At 73.5% G+C, this 15901-nt stretch carries 13 protein-coding genes and 1 pseudogene; 8 read left to right on the top strand and 6 right to left on the bottom strand.

The annotated features are described in order from the left end of the window. Positions 1-8 precede the first annotated feature (8 nt). Both ACFVSL_RS12400 and ACFVSL_RS12395 read left to right on the top strand, forming a co-directional pair. The gene (locus ACFVSL_RS12400; protein ID WP_386941281.1) at positions 9-758 is read left to right on the top strand and encodes a methyltransferase domain-containing protein; all 750 of its coding nucleotides are present in this window, start codon (positions 9-11) and stop codon (positions 756-758) included. Further along, positions 751-1878, top strand: coding sequence for an FAD-dependent oxidoreductase (locus ACFVSL_RS12395; protein ID WP_386941280.1), 1128 nt, complete (start codon positions 751-753; stop codon positions 1876-1878). The genes ACFVSL_RS12400 and ACFVSL_RS12395 overlap by 8 nt, the downstream gene beginning before the upstream one ends. A gap of 22 nt (positions 1879-1900) precedes the next feature. Here the strand turns inward: ACFVSL_RS12395 and ACFVSL_RS12390 are convergent, their stop codons facing one another. Then, positions 1901-2341: a nitroreductase family deazaflavin-dependent oxidoreductase gene (locus tag ACFVSL_RS12390; protein WP_386941279.1), complete on the bottom strand. Its 441-nt coding sequence runs from the start codon at positions 2339-2341 to the stop codon at positions 1901-1903. Between the two features lie 159 nt (positions 2342-2500). Between ACFVSL_RS12390 and ACFVSL_RS12385 the strand changes: the two genes are divergently transcribed. Beyond that, positions 2501-3400 (top strand): LysR family transcriptional regulator, encoded by a 900-nt coding sequence (locus ACFVSL_RS12385; RefSeq protein WP_386941278.1) that lies wholly within the window; start codon positions 2501-2503, stop codon positions 3398-3400. Positions 3401-3454: 54 nt separating this feature from the next. Here the strand turns inward: ACFVSL_RS12385 and ACFVSL_RS12380 are convergent, their stop codons facing one another. Next, the gene (locus ACFVSL_RS12380) at positions 3455-4168 is read right to left on the bottom strand and encodes a type 1 glutamine amidotransferase domain-containing protein (RefSeq protein ID WP_386941277.1); all 714 of its coding nucleotides are present in this window, start codon (positions 4166-4168) and stop codon (positions 3455-3457) included. A 97-nt stretch (positions 4169-4265) separates the two neighbouring features. After that, entirely contained in the window at positions 4266-5702 is a 1437-nt protein-coding gene (locus tag ACFVSL_RS12375) for a PucR family transcriptional regulator (protein ID WP_386941276.1), read from the bottom strand. 117 nt (positions 5703-5819) lie between these two features. On the opposite strand from ACFVSL_RS12375, the gene ACFVSL_RS12370 reads away from it, so the two are divergent. Both ACFVSL_RS12370 and ACFVSL_RS12365 read left to right on the top strand, forming a co-directional pair. Beyond that, on the top strand, positions 5820-6917 hold the full coding sequence (locus ACFVSL_RS12370; RefSeq protein WP_386941275.1) for an alcohol dehydrogenase catalytic domain-containing protein: 1098 nt from the start codon (positions 5820-5822) through the stop codon (positions 6915-6917). Positions 6918-7064: 147 nt separating this feature from the next. Further along, complete coding sequence (locus ACFVSL_RS12365; RefSeq protein ID WP_386941535.1) at positions 7065-8438, top strand: APC family permease; 1374 nt, start codon at positions 7065-7067, stop codon at positions 8436-8438. A gap of 52 nt (positions 8439-8490) precedes the next feature. Here ACFVSL_RS12365 and ACFVSL_RS12360 read toward each other — a convergent pair. Then, positions 8491-9426, bottom strand: a pseudogene (locus ACFVSL_RS12360) (DMT family transporter). Between ACFVSL_RS12360 and ACFVSL_RS12355 the strand changes: the two are divergent. Beyond that, positions 9425-10834: a PLP-dependent aminotransferase family protein gene (locus ACFVSL_RS12355; RefSeq protein ID WP_386941274.1), complete on the top strand. Its 1410-nt coding sequence runs from the start codon at positions 9425-9427 to the stop codon at positions 10832-10834. The pseudogene ACFVSL_RS12360 and the gene ACFVSL_RS12355 overlap by 2 nt on opposite strands. Positions 10835-10850: 16 nt before the next feature. On the opposite strand, the gene ACFVSL_RS12350 is transcribed toward ACFVSL_RS12355, so the two are convergent. Continuing rightward, entirely contained in the window at positions 10851-11558 is a 708-nt protein-coding gene (locus ACFVSL_RS12350) for a YceI family protein (RefSeq protein ID WP_386941273.1), read from the bottom strand. Positions 11559-11678: 120 nt separating this feature from the next. Here ACFVSL_RS12350 and ACFVSL_RS12345 point away from each other — a divergent pair, with 120 nt between their 5' ends. After that, positions 11679-12263 carry a hypothetical protein gene (locus ACFVSL_RS12345; RefSeq protein ID WP_386941272.1) on the top strand — a complete coding sequence of 195 codons (585 nt, stop codon included), beginning with the start codon at positions 11679-11681 and terminating at the stop codon, positions 12261-12263. A gap of 9 nt (positions 12264-12272) precedes the next feature. Here ACFVSL_RS12345 and ACFVSL_RS12340 read toward each other — a convergent pair whose 3' ends face one another. Beyond that, positions 12273-13307, bottom strand: a complete 1035-nt coding sequence (locus ACFVSL_RS12340) for an LLM class flavin-dependent oxidoreductase (RefSeq protein WP_386941271.1) — start codon at positions 13305-13307, stop codon at positions 12273-12275. A 227-nt stretch (positions 13308-13534) separates the two neighbouring features. On the opposite strand from ACFVSL_RS12340, the gene ACFVSL_RS12335 reads away from it, so the two are divergent. Beyond that, positions 13535-15763 carry an ATP-dependent Clp protease ATP-binding subunit gene (locus ACFVSL_RS12335; RefSeq protein ID WP_386941534.1) on the top strand — a complete coding sequence of 743 codons (2229 nt, stop codon included), beginning with the start codon at positions 13535-13537 and terminating at the stop codon, positions 15761-15763. Positions 15764-15901 lie beyond the last annotated feature (138 nt).

The raw sequence follows: 15901 nt of genomic DNA, 5'->3' as shown, positions 1-15901 counted from the left end.
TCGCCGACGTGACGGGGCGGACCGGGGCGGCCGGGCTGGCGGTGCGCGACGAGGGCGCCCGCGAGCTCATGGACGCTCCCGACGCCGACGAGGCCATGCTCGCGAAGACGTACGAGCGTTTCCGGCTCGTGAACGCCGTCGTATCGGGCGAGCGCGCGGTGTACCGCGACTGGGTGCGTCCGCGGCTCTCGCCGGTGTGGGGCACGCGCCTGCTCGACGTGGGCACCGGCAGCGCTGACCTGCCGCGCCGGCTGCTGCGCTGGGCGCACGCCGAGGGCCTGCGGCTCGAGGTGACCGCGATCGACCCCGACGGGCGGGCGATCGCGTGGGCGCGGGCGCAGCCGCCGACCCCCGGGCTCACCCTCCTGCAGACCACGAGCCGCGTGCTCGCCGACGCGGGCCAGCACTTCGACCTGGTGCTCTCGAACCACGTGCTGCACCACCTCGACGGGCAGGAGTTCGGGGCGCTCCTCGCCGACAGCGAACGGCTCGCCGAGTTCGGCGGCACCGTCGTGCACGGCGACATCGAGCGCAGCCGGCTGGGCTACGCGGGCTTCGCGCTCGGCACGCTGCCGTTCGCGCCGAACCTGCTGCGCGGTTCGTACATCAGGGCCGACGGACTCACGTCGATCCGGCGGAGCCACACGGCCCGCGAGCTCGCGGCCGTGCTGCCGCAGGGGTGGCGGGTGCGCCGGGCGTTCCCGTCGCGCCTCGAGGTGGTCTGGCAAGGGGATGCCGCGGGGCGCCCCCGTGCCTGAACCCGGCGAACGGGCCCGGGTCGTCGTCGTCGGCGGCGGGCCGGTCGGGTTGCTGACGGCCGTGCTGCTCGCCGCGCGGGGCATCGACGTGCGCGTGTTCGAGCGACGTCGCGAGCGCTCGACGCGGCCGAAGGCGATCGGGGTGCACGGCCCGGGGGTGCGCGCCCTCGACGCCGCAGGCGTCCTCGACGAGCTCGAGCGGGCGGGCACCCGCATCACCGGGGGCGAGGTGAGCGTCGCGGGACGCCGGCTCGGAAGCCTGCGCTTCGCCGAGTCGTCCGCCGTGCTGTCGGTGCCGCAGCACCTCGTCGAAGCGACGCTCGAGCAGCGGCTCGCCGAGCTCGCGCCGACCGCGCTTCGGCGGGGTGCCGAGGTCGCCGAGCTGGGGGCCGCGGAGCACGGCGTGCGGCTGCGCCTCGTCGGCGGCGACGAAGTCGATGCGGAGTACGTCATCGCCGCCGACGGGGTGCGCAGCGCGATGCGCACGCGTCTCGGCATCCCGTGGCGGAGACGGCACGGCACGGCGGGATACGCGATGGCCGATCTCACCTCGCCCGGCGACGACGTCGCGAGGCTGCACTTCGAGGCCGGCGGCGTCGTCGAGTCGCTGCCCCTGCCCGGAGGGCGGCGCTGGGTCGCGCACCTCGCCGACCGCGACCCCGGTGCACCGCTCGACGCCGCCGAGTTCACGGCGATCGTGGCCGAACGGGTCGGGGTGCGGCTCGAGGCCGTACCCGAGCCGAGCGTGTTCCTCGCGAGCCAGCACGTCGCCCGACGGTTCGCCGCGGGTCGCGTCGTGCTCGCCGGCGACGCCGCGCACGAGGTCAGCCCGATCGGCGGCCAGGGCATGAGCCTCGGCTTCCTCGACGCGCTCGCGCTCGCCGAGCTGCTGCCGGCCGCGCTCGACGATCCCCGCGGTGCCGCGTCGGCGTTCGGGCGCTACGAGCGCACCCGCCGGCGAGCGGCCGTGCGGGCCTGTCGGCGGGCGAGGTTCAACATGGCGATGGGGGCACCGGCACGCGGCGTCCGACTCGCCCTTCGCAACACCGCCGTGCGCCTGCTCGCGGTGCGGCCGGCGCGCGCGGTGCTCGCCCGGGTGTTCACGATGCGCGGCCTCTAGCCGCAGCTCGCGGGCGCCGGGCTCAGGCGGCGGTGCGCCGCAGCACGAACACCGGGATCAGCCGGTCCGTCTTCGTCTGGTAGTTCGCGTAGTCGGGCCAGGTCTCGTTGGCGCGCTCCCACCATGCGTCGCGCTCCTCGCCCTCGAGCTCGTGCGCGAGGTAGTCGTGCTTCTGGTCGCCGTCCTGCAGCTCGACCTCGGGGTGCGCCTTGAGGTTCCAGTACCACTGGGGCTGCTCGGGTGCGCCGCCCTTCGACGCGACGACCGCGTACTCGCCCTCGTGCTCGACGCGCATGAGCGCCGTCTTGCGGAGCTTGCCGCTCTTGGCGCCGCGGGTCGTCAGCACGATGATCGGGCGGCCGCGCAGCAGGTTCGCCGCGGCGCCGTCGGAGGCTTCGTACGCCTCGGCCTGCTTGCGGGCCCAATCGGAGGTGCTGGGGGCGTACTCGCCGTCGAGTGGCATGGATTCTCCTCAGAGTCGTTTCCTCGGGTCAACAGACGAGGCCCCCGAGTTCTTCCCGCGCGGCCCGCGGAGGTCTCGGCCTGGATCATCCCATGTCGTGCGGGCGCGAGAGATTCGGCAGGTGCGGCCCGCGCACCGAACCGTGCGAGAATCGCGCCGATGGCGGCACACGAACTCGAGCACCTCCGCACCTTCCTCACCGTGCTGCGTGCGGGGTCGATGAGCGAGGGCGCGCGATTGCTCGGACTCTCGCAGGCGACGGCGAGCTCGCACGTGCAGGCCCTCGAGCAGCGGCTCGGCACCGTGCTCTTCGAACGCGGCGCCGCGGGAGTCGTCCCGACCCCGCGCGCGGTGGCCCTCGCCCGCGAGGTCGCCGGGCCGCTCGACGCACTCGACGACGCGCTCGCCCCCGCAGCAGCCGGCGGTACCGAGACCATCGACCTCGGGGGAGCGGCCGAGTTCCTCGGCGAGGTGCTCGCACCGCGCCTCGACGAGCTCGCGGATGCCTCGGCGTCGCGCCTGCGGCTGCGCTTCGGCCTGGCCGACGGGCTGCTCGACGAGCTGCGCGCGGGCGCCCTCGACCTCGTCGTGAGCTCGGTGCGCCCGTCGCAGCGCGGCCTCAGCGCGATGCCGCTCGTCGACGAGGAGTTCGTGCTCGTGGCGGCACCCCGCTGGCGCCTCGCTGGCCCGCCCGGGCGTGCGGACGCGGTCGCCGCCGCGCTCGCCGAGGTGCCCCTGCTCGCGTACGGCGACGAACTGCCGATCGTTCGGCGCTACTGGCGCTCGGTGTTCGGGCACCGCCCCGACGCGCTGCACCCCATCGCGGTGATCCCCGACCTCCGCGCGATCCGCGCCGCACTCGTCGCGGGCGCCGGCATGTCGGTGCTCCCGCGCTATCTCGTCGAGTCCGAGCTCGCCGCGGGGCGTCTCGTGGCCCTCCACGAACCCGAGATGGCGCCGCTCAACACGCTCTACCTCGTCGCCCGCACGGGCGAGCTCGACCGCCGAGACCGCCTCCGCGCGCTCGCGGAGGCGATCGTCGGGATCGCGCGCGCCTGAACGCTGCTCGGGGCCCGGTCGGCGCACTCGCGCTCGCCGATGCCCGAAGTCGGATCAGGCCGCCGCGCGCTCGCCCAGGGCGGCGAGGAGGGCTGCTGCGACCGCGGCGCTCGACTGCGGGTTCTGGCCGCTGATGAGGTTGCCGTCGCGCACGACGTGACTCGTCCAGGGCTCGCCGCCCTCGACGCGGGCACCGCGCTCGGCGAGGGTCGCCGCGACGAACCACGGCGTGCCGTCGCCGAGTCCGCCCGTGCGCTCCTCCTCGTCGGTGAACACCGTGAGACGGCGACCGGCGAAGGCGAACGCGCCGTCGTCGCCCGTCGCGCTGAGCAGTGCGGCGGGGCCGTGGCAGAAGGGGGCGATGAGCACGTCGGCCCGGTCGGCGGCGATGAGCGCGGCACCGACCGCGGGGTCGCCGGCGAGATCGGCCATCGGCCCGTGACCGCCCGGCAGGACGACCGCGTCGAAACCGGTCGCGTCGAGCTCGGCGATCGATGCGGGCGAGGCGAGTTCGGCGGCGATGCCGTCCAGGTAGTCGCGGAACTCCTCCACCTTCGCCTCGTCGCCGACGATCTCGGCCGTCAGCGAGCCCGGGTCGACCGGGGCGGGCGCGCCGCCGGGCGTCGCGATGACGACCTCGGCGCCGGTCGCGGCGAGTGCGCGGTGCGCGACGACGAGCTCCTCGGCCCAGAAGCCGGTGGGGTGCAGCGAGCCGTCGGCGAGTTCGAGGGCGTCGGCCGCGGTCACGATCATGAGGATGCGGGGCATGGGGTACCTTTCGACGTCGACGAGTCTGCCCGCGAGGCATCCGCCGTGGTCATCGGAAAGCCGATGGCCCCCCTCAGCCGTTCGCGGAGCCGTGCGCTCAGCGCTCGAGCGCGCGCACGGCGAGCCACGCCGCCGTGCGGTCGTCGGGGTTCGCCATCGAGAGCCCGCTGAGCTCCTCGATGCGGTGGAGGCGGGCCGCGAGGGTCTGGCGGTGCACGCCGAGCGCCGCCGCGGTCGCCCCGAGGGCGCCGTGCTCGGCGAGGTAGGCCCGCAGCGTCTGCAGCAGCTCGCCGTGGCCGCCGTCGGCGCCGCGCAGCGGGTCGAGCAGCTCGGCGATGCCCGCGGTCGCGTCGGCGTCGAGGCGCTCGAGCACGAGGGCGACCGTCGGCAGGGCCCGGTACCGCACGACCGTGCGGGCGTCGGCGACGGCCGACTCGTGCGCCTGGCGCGCCTCGGCCGCGCTGCGCGCGAGTGCGTCGCCCGGAGCCGACGAGCCGAGCCCGAGCCGCAGCACCGCACTGCCGTCGAGTGTGAACTCGAGCGCCCTGCGGGCGAACGCGTCGACCTGGTCGTCGCGGAGGAAGCCGAGCACGCGGTCGTGCGCCTCGGTCATGACGTGCACCGCGCCGAGCTCGTCGAGCCAGCGCGCGACGAGCCGTTCGAGGTCGACGCCCTTCGACCGGCTGGAGAGCGCGAAGGCGGTCAGGCTGCGCTCGCGCACGCCCCACCGGCGCAGCAGCGCGGATGCCTCGGCGCCGCCCGCGAGCAGGGTGTCGACCATGATCGCGCGACCGAGGCGCTCGGTGCCGGCGTGGTCGTGCGTGCGCAGCACGAGGTCGAGGAGCGCGGCCGTCTGCGACGCGAGGTCGCGCGCGCGGCTCGTCGAGCTCTCGCGCGAGGCGATCACGAGGAGGGCGGTGAGGTCCTCGCCGGAGCCGACCGGGTGCACCTGCAGCCCGGGGTGCCGCACCCGCACCGGGCGGTTGAACGCCACGGCGACCGCGTCCTGCACGTGCAGGCCGCCGGCGCCTGCGGTCGTGATGACCTGGCCGTGCGCGTCGAGCAGCACCGCCCAGCCGTCGATGCGATGGGCGAGCTCGGCGATGACCGCCTTCGCTCCGCCGCGGCGCGCGACCTGGGTGAGCACCTTCGTGCCCGTCGTCACGAGGCGGTCCTCGGCGGCCTGGTCCGCCGCGAGCAGGGCGACGATCGTCGGGAGCACGGCGGTCGGGTGCCCGGGCGCGCCGACCAGGGCGGTCACCCCGGCATCGGCCAGGCCCGCGCGGAGTGCGGGGTCGTCGGCGCCGGTCACGAGCACCGCCTCGGCGAGCGATTCGGCGCGGGCGTCTCGGGCGGCGAGGGCCGCGACGAGCTCGTCGCGATCGCCCACCACGAGGGTCGCGAAGGACGGGTGCGCGACGACCGAGAAGTCGTCGAGCGCGACCGCCGAGTCGACGGGTCGCGAGGGCTCGACCCGGCCGGGCACCAGTGCGGCACCGAGGGTCGAGGCCACGGAATCGAGTCGACGAGCCATCCCTGCAGTGTAAGAGATGTCGAGCGAGCCGCCCTCGATCCACACTTTCTCGCAGTGCCGAACCGATGCGGTCCTGCCTAGCATCGGCATGCCCAGCAACAGATCCAAGGGAGCATCATGAAAGCCATCGTCTTCCGGCAGCCGGAGACGCCGATCGAGGTCGCCGACGTCGACCTCGCCGCCCCCAAGGCCGGCGAGGTGCGCGTCAAGATCGCCGCGGCCGGCGTCTGCCACTCCGACCTGCACGTGAAGCGAGGGGAATGGGACGCCCCGGCTCCGCTCGTCATGGGTCACGAGGGCTCGGGCGTGGTCGTCGAGCTCGGCGAGGGCGTCACCTCGCTCGCCGTCGGCGACCACGTCGTGCTCAGCTGGGTGCCGCCGTGCGGCGAGTGCCGCTACTGCCGCTCGGGCCACGAGGCGCGCTGCCAGAAGGTCGCGACGGTCGTCGCGCCCAAGGGCGTGCTCTTCGACGGCACCTCGCGCCTCGAGCAGGGCGGCGAGCCGGTGCACCACTACCTCGGCGTCTCGTCGTTCGCCGAAGAGGTCGTCGTGCCCGCGTCCGGCGCCGTGAAGGTGCGCGACGACGCCCCGCTCGACGTGATCGCCGTCGTCGGCTGCGCCGTCGCCACCGGCGTGGGCGCCGTGCTCAACACCGCCGCCGTCGAGCCGGGTTCGACCGTCGTGGTGATCGGCTGCGGCGGCGTCGGCCTCAACGTCGTGCAGGGTGCGAAGCTCGCCGGCGCCGAGCGCATCATCGCGATCGACGTGCTCGCCGAGAAGACCAAGCTCGCCTTGCAGTTCGGGGCCACCGACCGCATCGACGCCTCGCAGGGCGACGCGGTCGAGCAGCTGTTCGAGCTCATCCCCGACGGCGTCGACTACGCCTTCGACGCCATCGGCCGCACCGTCACCACCGAGCAGGCGATCCGCATGCTCGGCCTCGGCGGCGCCGCCGTGATCGTCGGCCTGCCGCCGACCGGTGCGAAGGCCTCGTTCGAGCCGCTCGTGCTCGCCGAGGCCGACCAGCGCATCCTCGGCTCGAACTACGGCTCGGTGCGCCCCTCGATCGACATCCCCGCGCTCGTCGACCGCTACATGGACGGCCAGCTCAAGCTCGACCCGCTCATCTCCGCCCGCCGGCCCCTCAGCGAGGCGGCCGAGGCATTCGACGACCTCGAATCGGGCGAGGCGCTCCGCACGCTGCTCATCCCGTAGCCCCACCTCCCGGACGCCCCGACGTCCCCGCCGCCCCGGCAGATCCATCCGACCCACCGACTCATTGGAGAGTTCGACATGACCGCCCCCACCCAGGCCGCCGCCCCCGCGCAGGCCCCCGTCGACGCCGGCCTCCGCCGCGGCGTCATGAGCGGCCCCGAGCTGGCCGCGCAGGCCATCGCCAACATCGCGCCGAGCGCCGTCATCGCGTTCACCGCGGCCGGCATCTACCTCGGCGCCGGCAACGGCACGATCTACTCGTTCATCCTCGCGACGCTCGTGATCCTCGCCGTCGGCTACTGCGTCGTCGTGTTCGCACGGCGCCACGCCTCGGCCGGGTCGCTCTACACCTACGTCGCCAAGGGCCTCGGCCCGTTCGGCGCGTACCTCGCGGGCATCGCCCTCCTCGTGGGCTGCTGGGGCATCGCGGCCGGCTCGCTCGGCGGTGCGGTCTCGTACATGAGCCAGTTCCTCGTGCTCATCGGCATCCCGGCCGAGGGCATCGGCTGGTCGATGGCGCTCGCCGTCGTGCTCGGCGGCCTCGCGACGCTGTTCACCATCCGAGGCATCCGTCTCTCGGCGCGCGTCTCGCTGGTGCTCGAGCTCGTCTCGGTCGCGATCATCCTCGTGCTGCTGGTGCTCGCCCTCGTGTGGGCCGGCCCGGCCGCCTGGGACCCGGCGCAGTTCTCGCTCGAGGGGGTGCCGTTCCAGGGCGTCGCCGCGGGCATGGTGCTCGGCATCCTCGGCTTCGTGGGCTTCTCCTCGGCCGACGCGCTCGGCCGTGAGGCGAAGAACCCGTACGTCGCCATCCCGCGCGCGATCATGTGGAGCGCGGTCACCGTCGGCATCCTCTACGTCTTCGCCGCGTACACCCAGATCGCGATCCTCGGCGAGGACCTCGCCACCGTGGCGAGCCCGCTCGAGGCGATCGCGACGCAGATCGGCATGCCCGCCTGGTTCGCGCCGGTCCTCACCTTCGGCGTCGGCGCCTCGTTCTTCGCCGTCGTGGTCGCCCCGCTCAACGTCGTCGGCCGCATCATCTACGTGATGGGCAAGGAGGGCGTCGTCGCCGAGCGCTTCGGCCGCACCCACGAGCGGCACCTCACGCCGCACCGCGTGCTGCTCGTCGCCGGCCCCGCCGCGATCGCGCTCGACCTCGTGCTGCTCGGCATCGGCGTGAACCCGATGGACATCGTCGTCTGGGTCGACACCTACGGCACCTACGGATACATGGTCGCGTACGCGCTCGTCGCGATCGCGTGCGTCGCGTACACCCGCCGCGAGAAGATGCGCAACGGCCTCGTGTGGCTCTGCGCGGTCGTCTCCGTCGGCGCGATGGCGTACGTGTTCTTCGCGAACGTGTGGCCCGTGCCGGCCTGGCCGCTCAACGTCATCCCGTACCTGTTCCTCATCACGATGATCGCGGCGATCGCCTGGTACCTCCACCTCGCGAAGCACCGCCCCGAGGTCATCGCGGCCATCGGCAACACCGAGACCGACGCGCTCGACGGCGTCGGCTGAGTCTCGTCGGACGACACGGATGCCTCTCCGCGGACTCGTGGGGAGGCATCCGTCATGCCGGGGCGCGGCCGCGGCGGCCCGAACGGGTGCGCACGGCGAGACCCGCGCAGGCGACGACCGCGAGCCCGCCGACGATCGTCGCCCAGCCGAGCTGCTCGCGCAGCAGGAGCGCCGCCCACAGGATGTTCAGCACGGGTTGCACGAGCTGCACCTGGCTGACCTGGGCCATCGGGCCGATCGCGAGTCCCCGGTACCAGGCGAAGAAGCCGAGGAACATGCTGACGACGGCGAGGTAGGCGAAGGCCAGCCACTCGACCGGCGTCGCGTCGACGGGCGGCTGCTAGGCGATCGAGACGAGCGACAGCACGACCATGAGCGGAGCGGCGAGCACGAGCGCCCACGACACCGTCTGCCAGGAGCCGAGCTCGCGCGCGAGCAGCCCGCCTTCCGCGTACCCGATCGCCGCCGCGAGCACCGCGCCGAACAGCAGCAGGTCGGACCAGTGCAGGGTGCCGAGCCCGCCGTTCTGCAGCGCGGCGAACACGACGACGGCGACGGCGCCGAGGCCGGCGTAGAGCCAGAACGAGCGCTGCGGGCGCTCGGAGGTGCGGAGGACGGCGATCACGGCGGTCGCCGCGGGCAGCAGGCCGACGACGACGGCGCCATGGCTCGCCGGTGCGGTGGTGAGCGCGAAGGAGGTCAGCATCGGGAACCCGATGACGACTCCGCCGGCGACGATCGAGAGCCGCAGCCACTGCCGGGCGGTCGGCCAGTGCTGGCGGGTCGCGGCGAGGGCGATGATCGCGAGGGCGGCCGCGACGACGGCCCGGCCCGAGCCGATGAGGAGGGGCGACAGCCCGCCGACCGCGACGCGGGTGAACGGCAGGGTGAACGAGAAGGCGACGACCCCGAGCAGGCCCCACCAGAGGCCGGCGTGTCGCGATAGCGCTGTCGCGCGAAGTGCAGTAACGCTACTCTGTACAGACATGAATCAGAGTAGCACCGACCGGATCCTCGCCGGCCTGCGGGCGTGGATCGCGTCCGCGTCGCCCGGTCAGCAGCTGCCGTCGAGCCGCTCCCTCACCGCCGAGTACGGCGCGAGCCCGGTGACCGTGCAGAAGGCCGTGCGCCGACTCGTCGCGCTCGGTCTCGTCGAGAGCCGGCCGGGCGCGGGCACCTTCGTCAGCGCACCCCGCGCGACCCGGCCCGTCGACTACGGCTGGCAGGCCGCCGCGCTCGGCGCGCAGCAGTCGCGGGCGTGGTCGCTGTCGTCGACCCAACGCATCGTCGCGCCCGACGCGATCGCCCTGCACTCGGGGTACCCGGCCGCCGAGCTGCTGCCCGAGCGGGCGGTGCGCCGGGCGATCGCGGGGGCGTCGCGCACCGCGGTCGCGATGACGCGCTCGCCCGCGGCCGGCCTGCCGGAGCTCAGGGCCTGGTTCGCCGGCGAGCTCGTCGCCGACATGCCGGCGGGCATCCCCCCGGTGTCGGCGCAGGACGTGCTCGTCATCGCGGGCAGCCAGAGCGGACTCAGCTCGATCTTCCGCGCGGTCGCCGGCCAGGGGCGCCCCCTGCTCATCGAGTCGCCGAGCTACTGGGGCGCGCTGCTCGCGGCCGAGCAGGCGGGCGTGACGGTCGTGCCCGTGCCCGCGGGGCCGGCAGGGCCGGATCCGGCCGACGTCGAGCGCGCCTTCGCCGAGACGGGGGCGCGGGCGTTCTACGCGCAGCCGAACTTCGCGAATCCGAGCGGCGCGGTCTGGCCCGACGAGACTCGGCGGGCCGTGCTCGAGTCGGCCCGTCGGCACGGCGCCTTCCTCGTCGAGGACGACTGGGCGCACGATCTCGCGATCGGGGCGCGGCCGCGACCCGTCGCCGCGCTCGACGACGACGGCCATGTCATCTACCTGCGGTCGCTCACGAAGAGCGTGTCGCCCGCGGTGCGGGTCGCGGCGGTGATCGCCCGCGGCCCGGCGCGCGACCGCATCCTCGCCGACCGCGCCGCCGAGTCGATGTACGTGAGCGGGCTCCTGCAGGCGGCCGCGCTCGAGGTCGTCAGCCAGCCCGGCTGGGCGACGCACCTGCGCGGCCTGCGCGATCGGCTGCGCGAGCGGCGCGACCTGCTCGTGCAGAGCCTCGGCGAGCATGCGCCGGCGGTGCACCTCGAGCTCGTACCCTCCGGCGGGCTGAACGCCTGGGCGCGGCTGCCCGACGGCACCGACGTCGACCGCGTCGTGCGCGACGCGGAACTGCGCGGTCTCGTCGTCGCGCCCGGCCGCGAGTGGTTCCCGGCCGAGCCGGCCGGTCCGTTCGTGCGGCTCAACTACGCCGGCGAGAACCCGGCCCGGTTCCCCGAGGCCGCGCGCATCCTCGCCGAGGTGCTCGCGCCCCCGGACTGACGGGCCGCGGGGCGCCTCAGGCGCGCTCGAGCTCGAGCGAGAACTCGACGAAGCCGTCGGGCTCGACCGAGACGAAGCCGAGGTCGGGCGCCTCGACGCCGAAGTCGGCGAAGGTGATCGGGATGCTCCCGGCCACCTGGCCGCCGGCGCCGTTCAGCACCGCCTCGAGCTCGACCGTGACCGCCCGCGTCACGCCCGCGAGCTCGAGCTCGCCGGTCGCCGTGACCTGCTGCACCTCGCCCGCCGCCGGGGCGGTGTCGACGGTGATCGGCTCGGTGAGCACGAAGCTCGCCGTCGGGTACTGATCGACCCGCATCGCGTTCGAACGGAAGTAGTCGTCGCGGTTGCCCGAGTCGGTCGCGATGGAGGCGACGTCGACCGTGAACGACGCGGCGGTGAGCGTGAGCCCGTCGACGGCGAGCTCGCCGGTCACCTGCTCGGTGCGGCCGGTGACGGTCACGTCGGTGCCGTTCAGCACCTCGTCGACGCGGTACCCCGCGAACGAGCCGTCGGCCACGGCCCACTCGCCGCTGAGGTCGGCGGGGGCGGCCGAGTCATCCGCCGCGCTCGTCTCGGTGGGGCGGGCGGTGACGCTCGGCGCTGCGTCGGCCTCGCCGACGACGAGGTCGCGGTAGATGAGCGGGCCGGCGATGGCGGCCGTCGCGCCGAGGGCGAGCACCCCCGCGAGGATCGAGGCGGTGATGATCTTCGTGCGCTTCTGCATGCGGCTCCTGCTCGGGGCTGGGGGTCGTCGGAGTTCGAGCATTGCGCACGAACGTATGAGAACGCATTGAATCGCCCGAGAAGGTACCAACATGACGCCGGATGGCCCAGACTGGGCGCCATGAGCGATGAAGCTTCGGGGGCGGGGTTCGTGCGCGACGCCGTGGGGGAGCCCGATCCGGCCGGCGACGATCCGCACGTCCTCGGGCCGGGGCTCCTCCCGACGCCGTTCACGGCCGACGAGATCCGCGCGGCGGCCGGCACCGGCAAGACGATCCGGCTGCTCGTCGAACTGCCCGGAGGCGAGCGCTTCGAGCGCGTCAACCGCTTCAGCGACTGCGACGCCGAGGGCGCGACGCTCGAGCAGTGGCGGCTCGACGCCGCCGGCGCCGTCGACGGCGTGGTCACGAGCGAGCGCGTGACCTGGCGCGAGCTCCAGGAGCACGCCGCCTTCCCCGCCGAGCACACCCGTCGCACGGCGGCGACGCTGACGCTCGACGAGGGCGGGCTCGGAACCGTCGACTGCCTGCACTACGAGGCGCGGCACGGCGACGGCGACGCCGCGCAGGCGTCGCGGTTCTGGTTCGCGCTCGATCACCCGGGGATGCCCGTGCGCTACGAGATCCCGACGCCGTCGGGGGTCATGCGCACGACGGTCGTCGCGGTCGAACGGGACGCCCCGGAGGCGCTTCCGGTGGTCGAGTAGCCGCGTTCCCTACTCGCCCGTCGGGACGGTCGGCCGCCAGCCGAGGCTCGGGGCCACGTGCTCGGCGAACGCGGCGACGAGCCGCAGGTTGAACTCGACGCCGAGCTGGCTCGGGATCGTCAGCATGAGCGTGTCGGCCTCGCGGATCGCCGCGTCGCGCAGCAGCTGCTCGACGAGCTTGTCGGGCGTGCCCGCGTAGGTCTTGCCGAACGTCGAGCGCATGCCGTCGATCATGCCGACCCCGTCGCCGTCCTGTCGCCCGCCGAAGTAGAGCTCGTCCTCGGCGGTCGTGATCGGGAAGATCGAGCGGCTCACGGAGGTGCGCGGCTCGCCGGGATGGCCCGCCTCGCGCCAGGCGTCGCGGAACGCGCGGATCTGCTGCGCCTGGAGCTCGTCGAACGGGAGGCCGCGGTCCTCGGTGAGGAGCGTCGACGACATGAGGTTGACGCCCGCGCGCCCGGCCCACTCGGCCGAGTCGCGGTTGCCGGCGCCCCACCAGATGCGCGAGCGCAGGCCGGGGGAGTACGGCTCGATGCGCTGCATGCCGCGGCCGCCGAACGGCGACGAGGCATCCAGCTCGGCGAGGCCCTTGCCCTCGATCGCCTCGAGGAACCGCGCGAAGTGCTCGCGCGCGATGTCGGCGCCGCGCGGGTCCTGCGAGCCGGTGTAGCCGAAGGCCTCGTAGCCGCGCACGACGGACTCGGGTGATCCCCGGCTCACGCCGAGCGCGAGCCGCCCGCCCGAGATGAGGTCGACCGCGGCGGCGTCCTCGGCGAGGTGCAGCGGGTTCTCGTAGCGCATGTCGACGACGCCGGTGCCCATCTCGATGCGCTCGGTGCGGGCCGCGATCGCCGCGAGGAGCGGCATCGGCGAGGCCTGCTGCCTGGCGAAGTGGTGCACGCGGAAGTAGACGCCGTTGACGCCCAGCTCGTCCATGCCCTGGGCGAGGTCGATCGCCTGCAGCATCGAGTCGGCCGCCGAGAGCTCGCGCCCGCCGCCGAGGGGTCCGTAGTGTCCGAATGAGAGCGTTCCGAAGCGTTCCACGTGAAATCGGAACGCCGTGCCGCGCACGTCTATTCCTACGCATGGATGCCTCGGGGTCCGCCGTGCGGCGATCGTGGACGACCCCGGTGTGCGGTGGCGCACCCCGGGGCATCCGTCTACCGTGAAGGCGGGGGAGATTTCGGCCGTGAGCCGGAATATCGATCCCCTTCGCAAAGTTGAGTTCAGTAGACTCAAGTTTGAAACGAAGGGAGCATTGAGTGGCAAACATGCAGGGCGCGCCGAACTCGCAGGACGAGCAGAAGTCGGCGCTCGAACAGTTCGGCGTCAACCTGACCGACCTCGCGAAGGCCGGCAAGCTCGACCCGGTGATCGGCCGCGACGCCGAGATCCGGCGCGTGAGCCAGGTGCTGACCCGTCGCACGAAGAACAACCCCGTGCTCATCGGCGAGCCCGGCGTCGGCAAGACCGCCGTCGTCGAGGGCCTCGCCCAGCGCATCGTCGCCGGCGACGTCGCCGAGTCGCTGAAGGACAAGCAGCTCGTCTCGCTCGACATCTCCGCGCTCGTCGCGGGCGCCATGTACCGCGGCCAGTTCGAGGAGCGGCTGAAGGCCGTGCTGAAGGAGATCAACGAGGCCGAGGGCGGCATCATCACCTTCGTCGACGAGCTGCACCTGCTCATGGGCGCGGGCGGCGGCGAGGGCTCGGTCGCGGCCTCGAACATGCTGAAGCCCATGCTCGCCCGCGGCGAGCTGCACCTCATCGGCGCGACCACCCTCGACGAGTACCGCGAGTACATCGAGAAGGACGCCGCGCTCGAGCGCCGCTTCCAGCAGGTCTACGTCGGCGAGCCGTCGGTCGAAGACACGATCGCGATCCTCCGCGGGCTCAAGGGTCGCTACGAGGCCCACCACGGGGTCACGATCTCCGACGCCGCGCTCGTCGCCGCGGCATCCCTGTCGAACCGGTACATCACCGCCCGGCAGCTGCCCGACAAGGCCATCGACCTCATCGACGAGGCCATGTCGCGCCTCAAGATGGAGATCGACTCCTCGCCCGTCGAGATCGACCAGCTCAAGCGCCAGGTCGACCGCATGAAGCTCGAGGAGCTCGCCCTCAAGAAGGAGAAGGACGACGCCTCGAAGGAGCGGCTCGCGAAGCTGCGGGAGACGCTCGTCGCGCAGGAGCGCGAGCTCGCCGGGCTCGAAGAGCGCTGGTCGCGCGAGCGGCAGGGCCTCAACCGCGTCGGCGACCTCAAGAAGCGCATCGACGAGGCCGTCACCCAGCGCGACCTCGCGCTGCGCGCCGGCGACTACCAGAAGGCGTCGAAGCTCGAGTACGAGACCATCAAGAACCTGCAGCGCGACCTCGAGGCCGCCGAGCAGGCCGACGCCGCGGGCAACGCCGGGGGCGAGCCGCGCATGGTCAACGAGCAGGTCACCGACGAGGACATCGCCGCCGTGATCGCCGCGTGGACGGGCATCCCCGTCGGGCGGCTCATGCAGGGCGAGACCGAGAAGCTGCTGCACCTCGAGGCCGAGCTCGGCAAGCGCCTCATCGGCCAGAAGCGGGCCGTCGCGGCAGTCGCCGACGCGGTGCGCCGTTCGCGGGCGGGCATCAACGACCCGAACCGGCCGACCGGCTCGTTCCTGTTCCTCGGCCCGACCGGCGTCGGCAAGACCGAGCTCGCGAAGGCACTCGCCGAGTTCCTCTTCGACGACGAACGCGCCATGGTGCGCATCGACATGTCGGAGTACGGCGAGAAGCACTCGGTCTCGCGACTCGTCGGCGCCCCTCCGGGCTACGTCGGCTACGACCAGGGCGGGCAGCTCACCGAGGCCGTGCGTCGGCGCCCCTACTCGGTGATCCTCTTCGACGAGGTCGAGAAGGCGCACCCCGAGGTGTTCGACGTGCTGCTGCAGGTGCTCGACGACGGCCGGCTCACCGACGGGCAGGGCCGCACGGTCGACTTCCGCAACACGATCCTGATCCTGACGTCGAACCTCGGCTCGCACTACCTCATCGACCCCTCGCTCAGCTGGAGCGAGAAGGAGGAGGCGGTCATGCAGACGGTGAGGCAGTCGTTCAAGCCCGAGTTCGTGAACCGGCTCGACGACCTCGTCGTGTTCTCCGCCCTCAGCGAGCAGGACCTCGCCGAGATCGTGAACCTCTACATCGACCGCCTCACGGCCCGGCTGCACGAGCGTCGGCTCGCGCTCGGCGTCACCCCCGACGCCCGGGCCTGGCTCGCCGAGCGGGGCTACGACCCGCTGTACGGCGCCCGGCCGCTGCGCCGGCTCATGCAGCGCGAGATCGACGACCGGCTCGCACGGGCGCTGCTCGACGGCAGCGTGCGCGACGGCGACACCGTCGTGGTCGGGCTCTCCGCCGACGGCGAGGCGCTCACCGTCGCCCGCGCCGACGCCGGCACCGGCGGCTCGCGCGACGAGGGCGCCGGCTTCGACGACGAGATCGTCGACGCCGAACTGCTCGACTGAGACGGCTCCGGGGCATCCGATCGCATCGCGGCGGATGCCCCGGCGTCGTCGCGGGCCATCGGCTGCCCCCAGTCCGGGGGAGTCGAGCGCCATCCGTCCCCCATTCCGCACGGCCGCGTGTCCCCCGCGAGTAACGTG

The sequence above is a fragment of the Agromyces sp. NPDC058064 genome (genome assembly GCF_042885275.1).
Classification (GTDB): Bacteria; Actinomycetota; Actinomycetes; order Actinomycetales; family Microbacteriaceae; genus Agromyces.
Note: the sequence above shows the minus strand (reverse complement) of the source record. Positions and strands in the feature narration are given on the sequence as shown.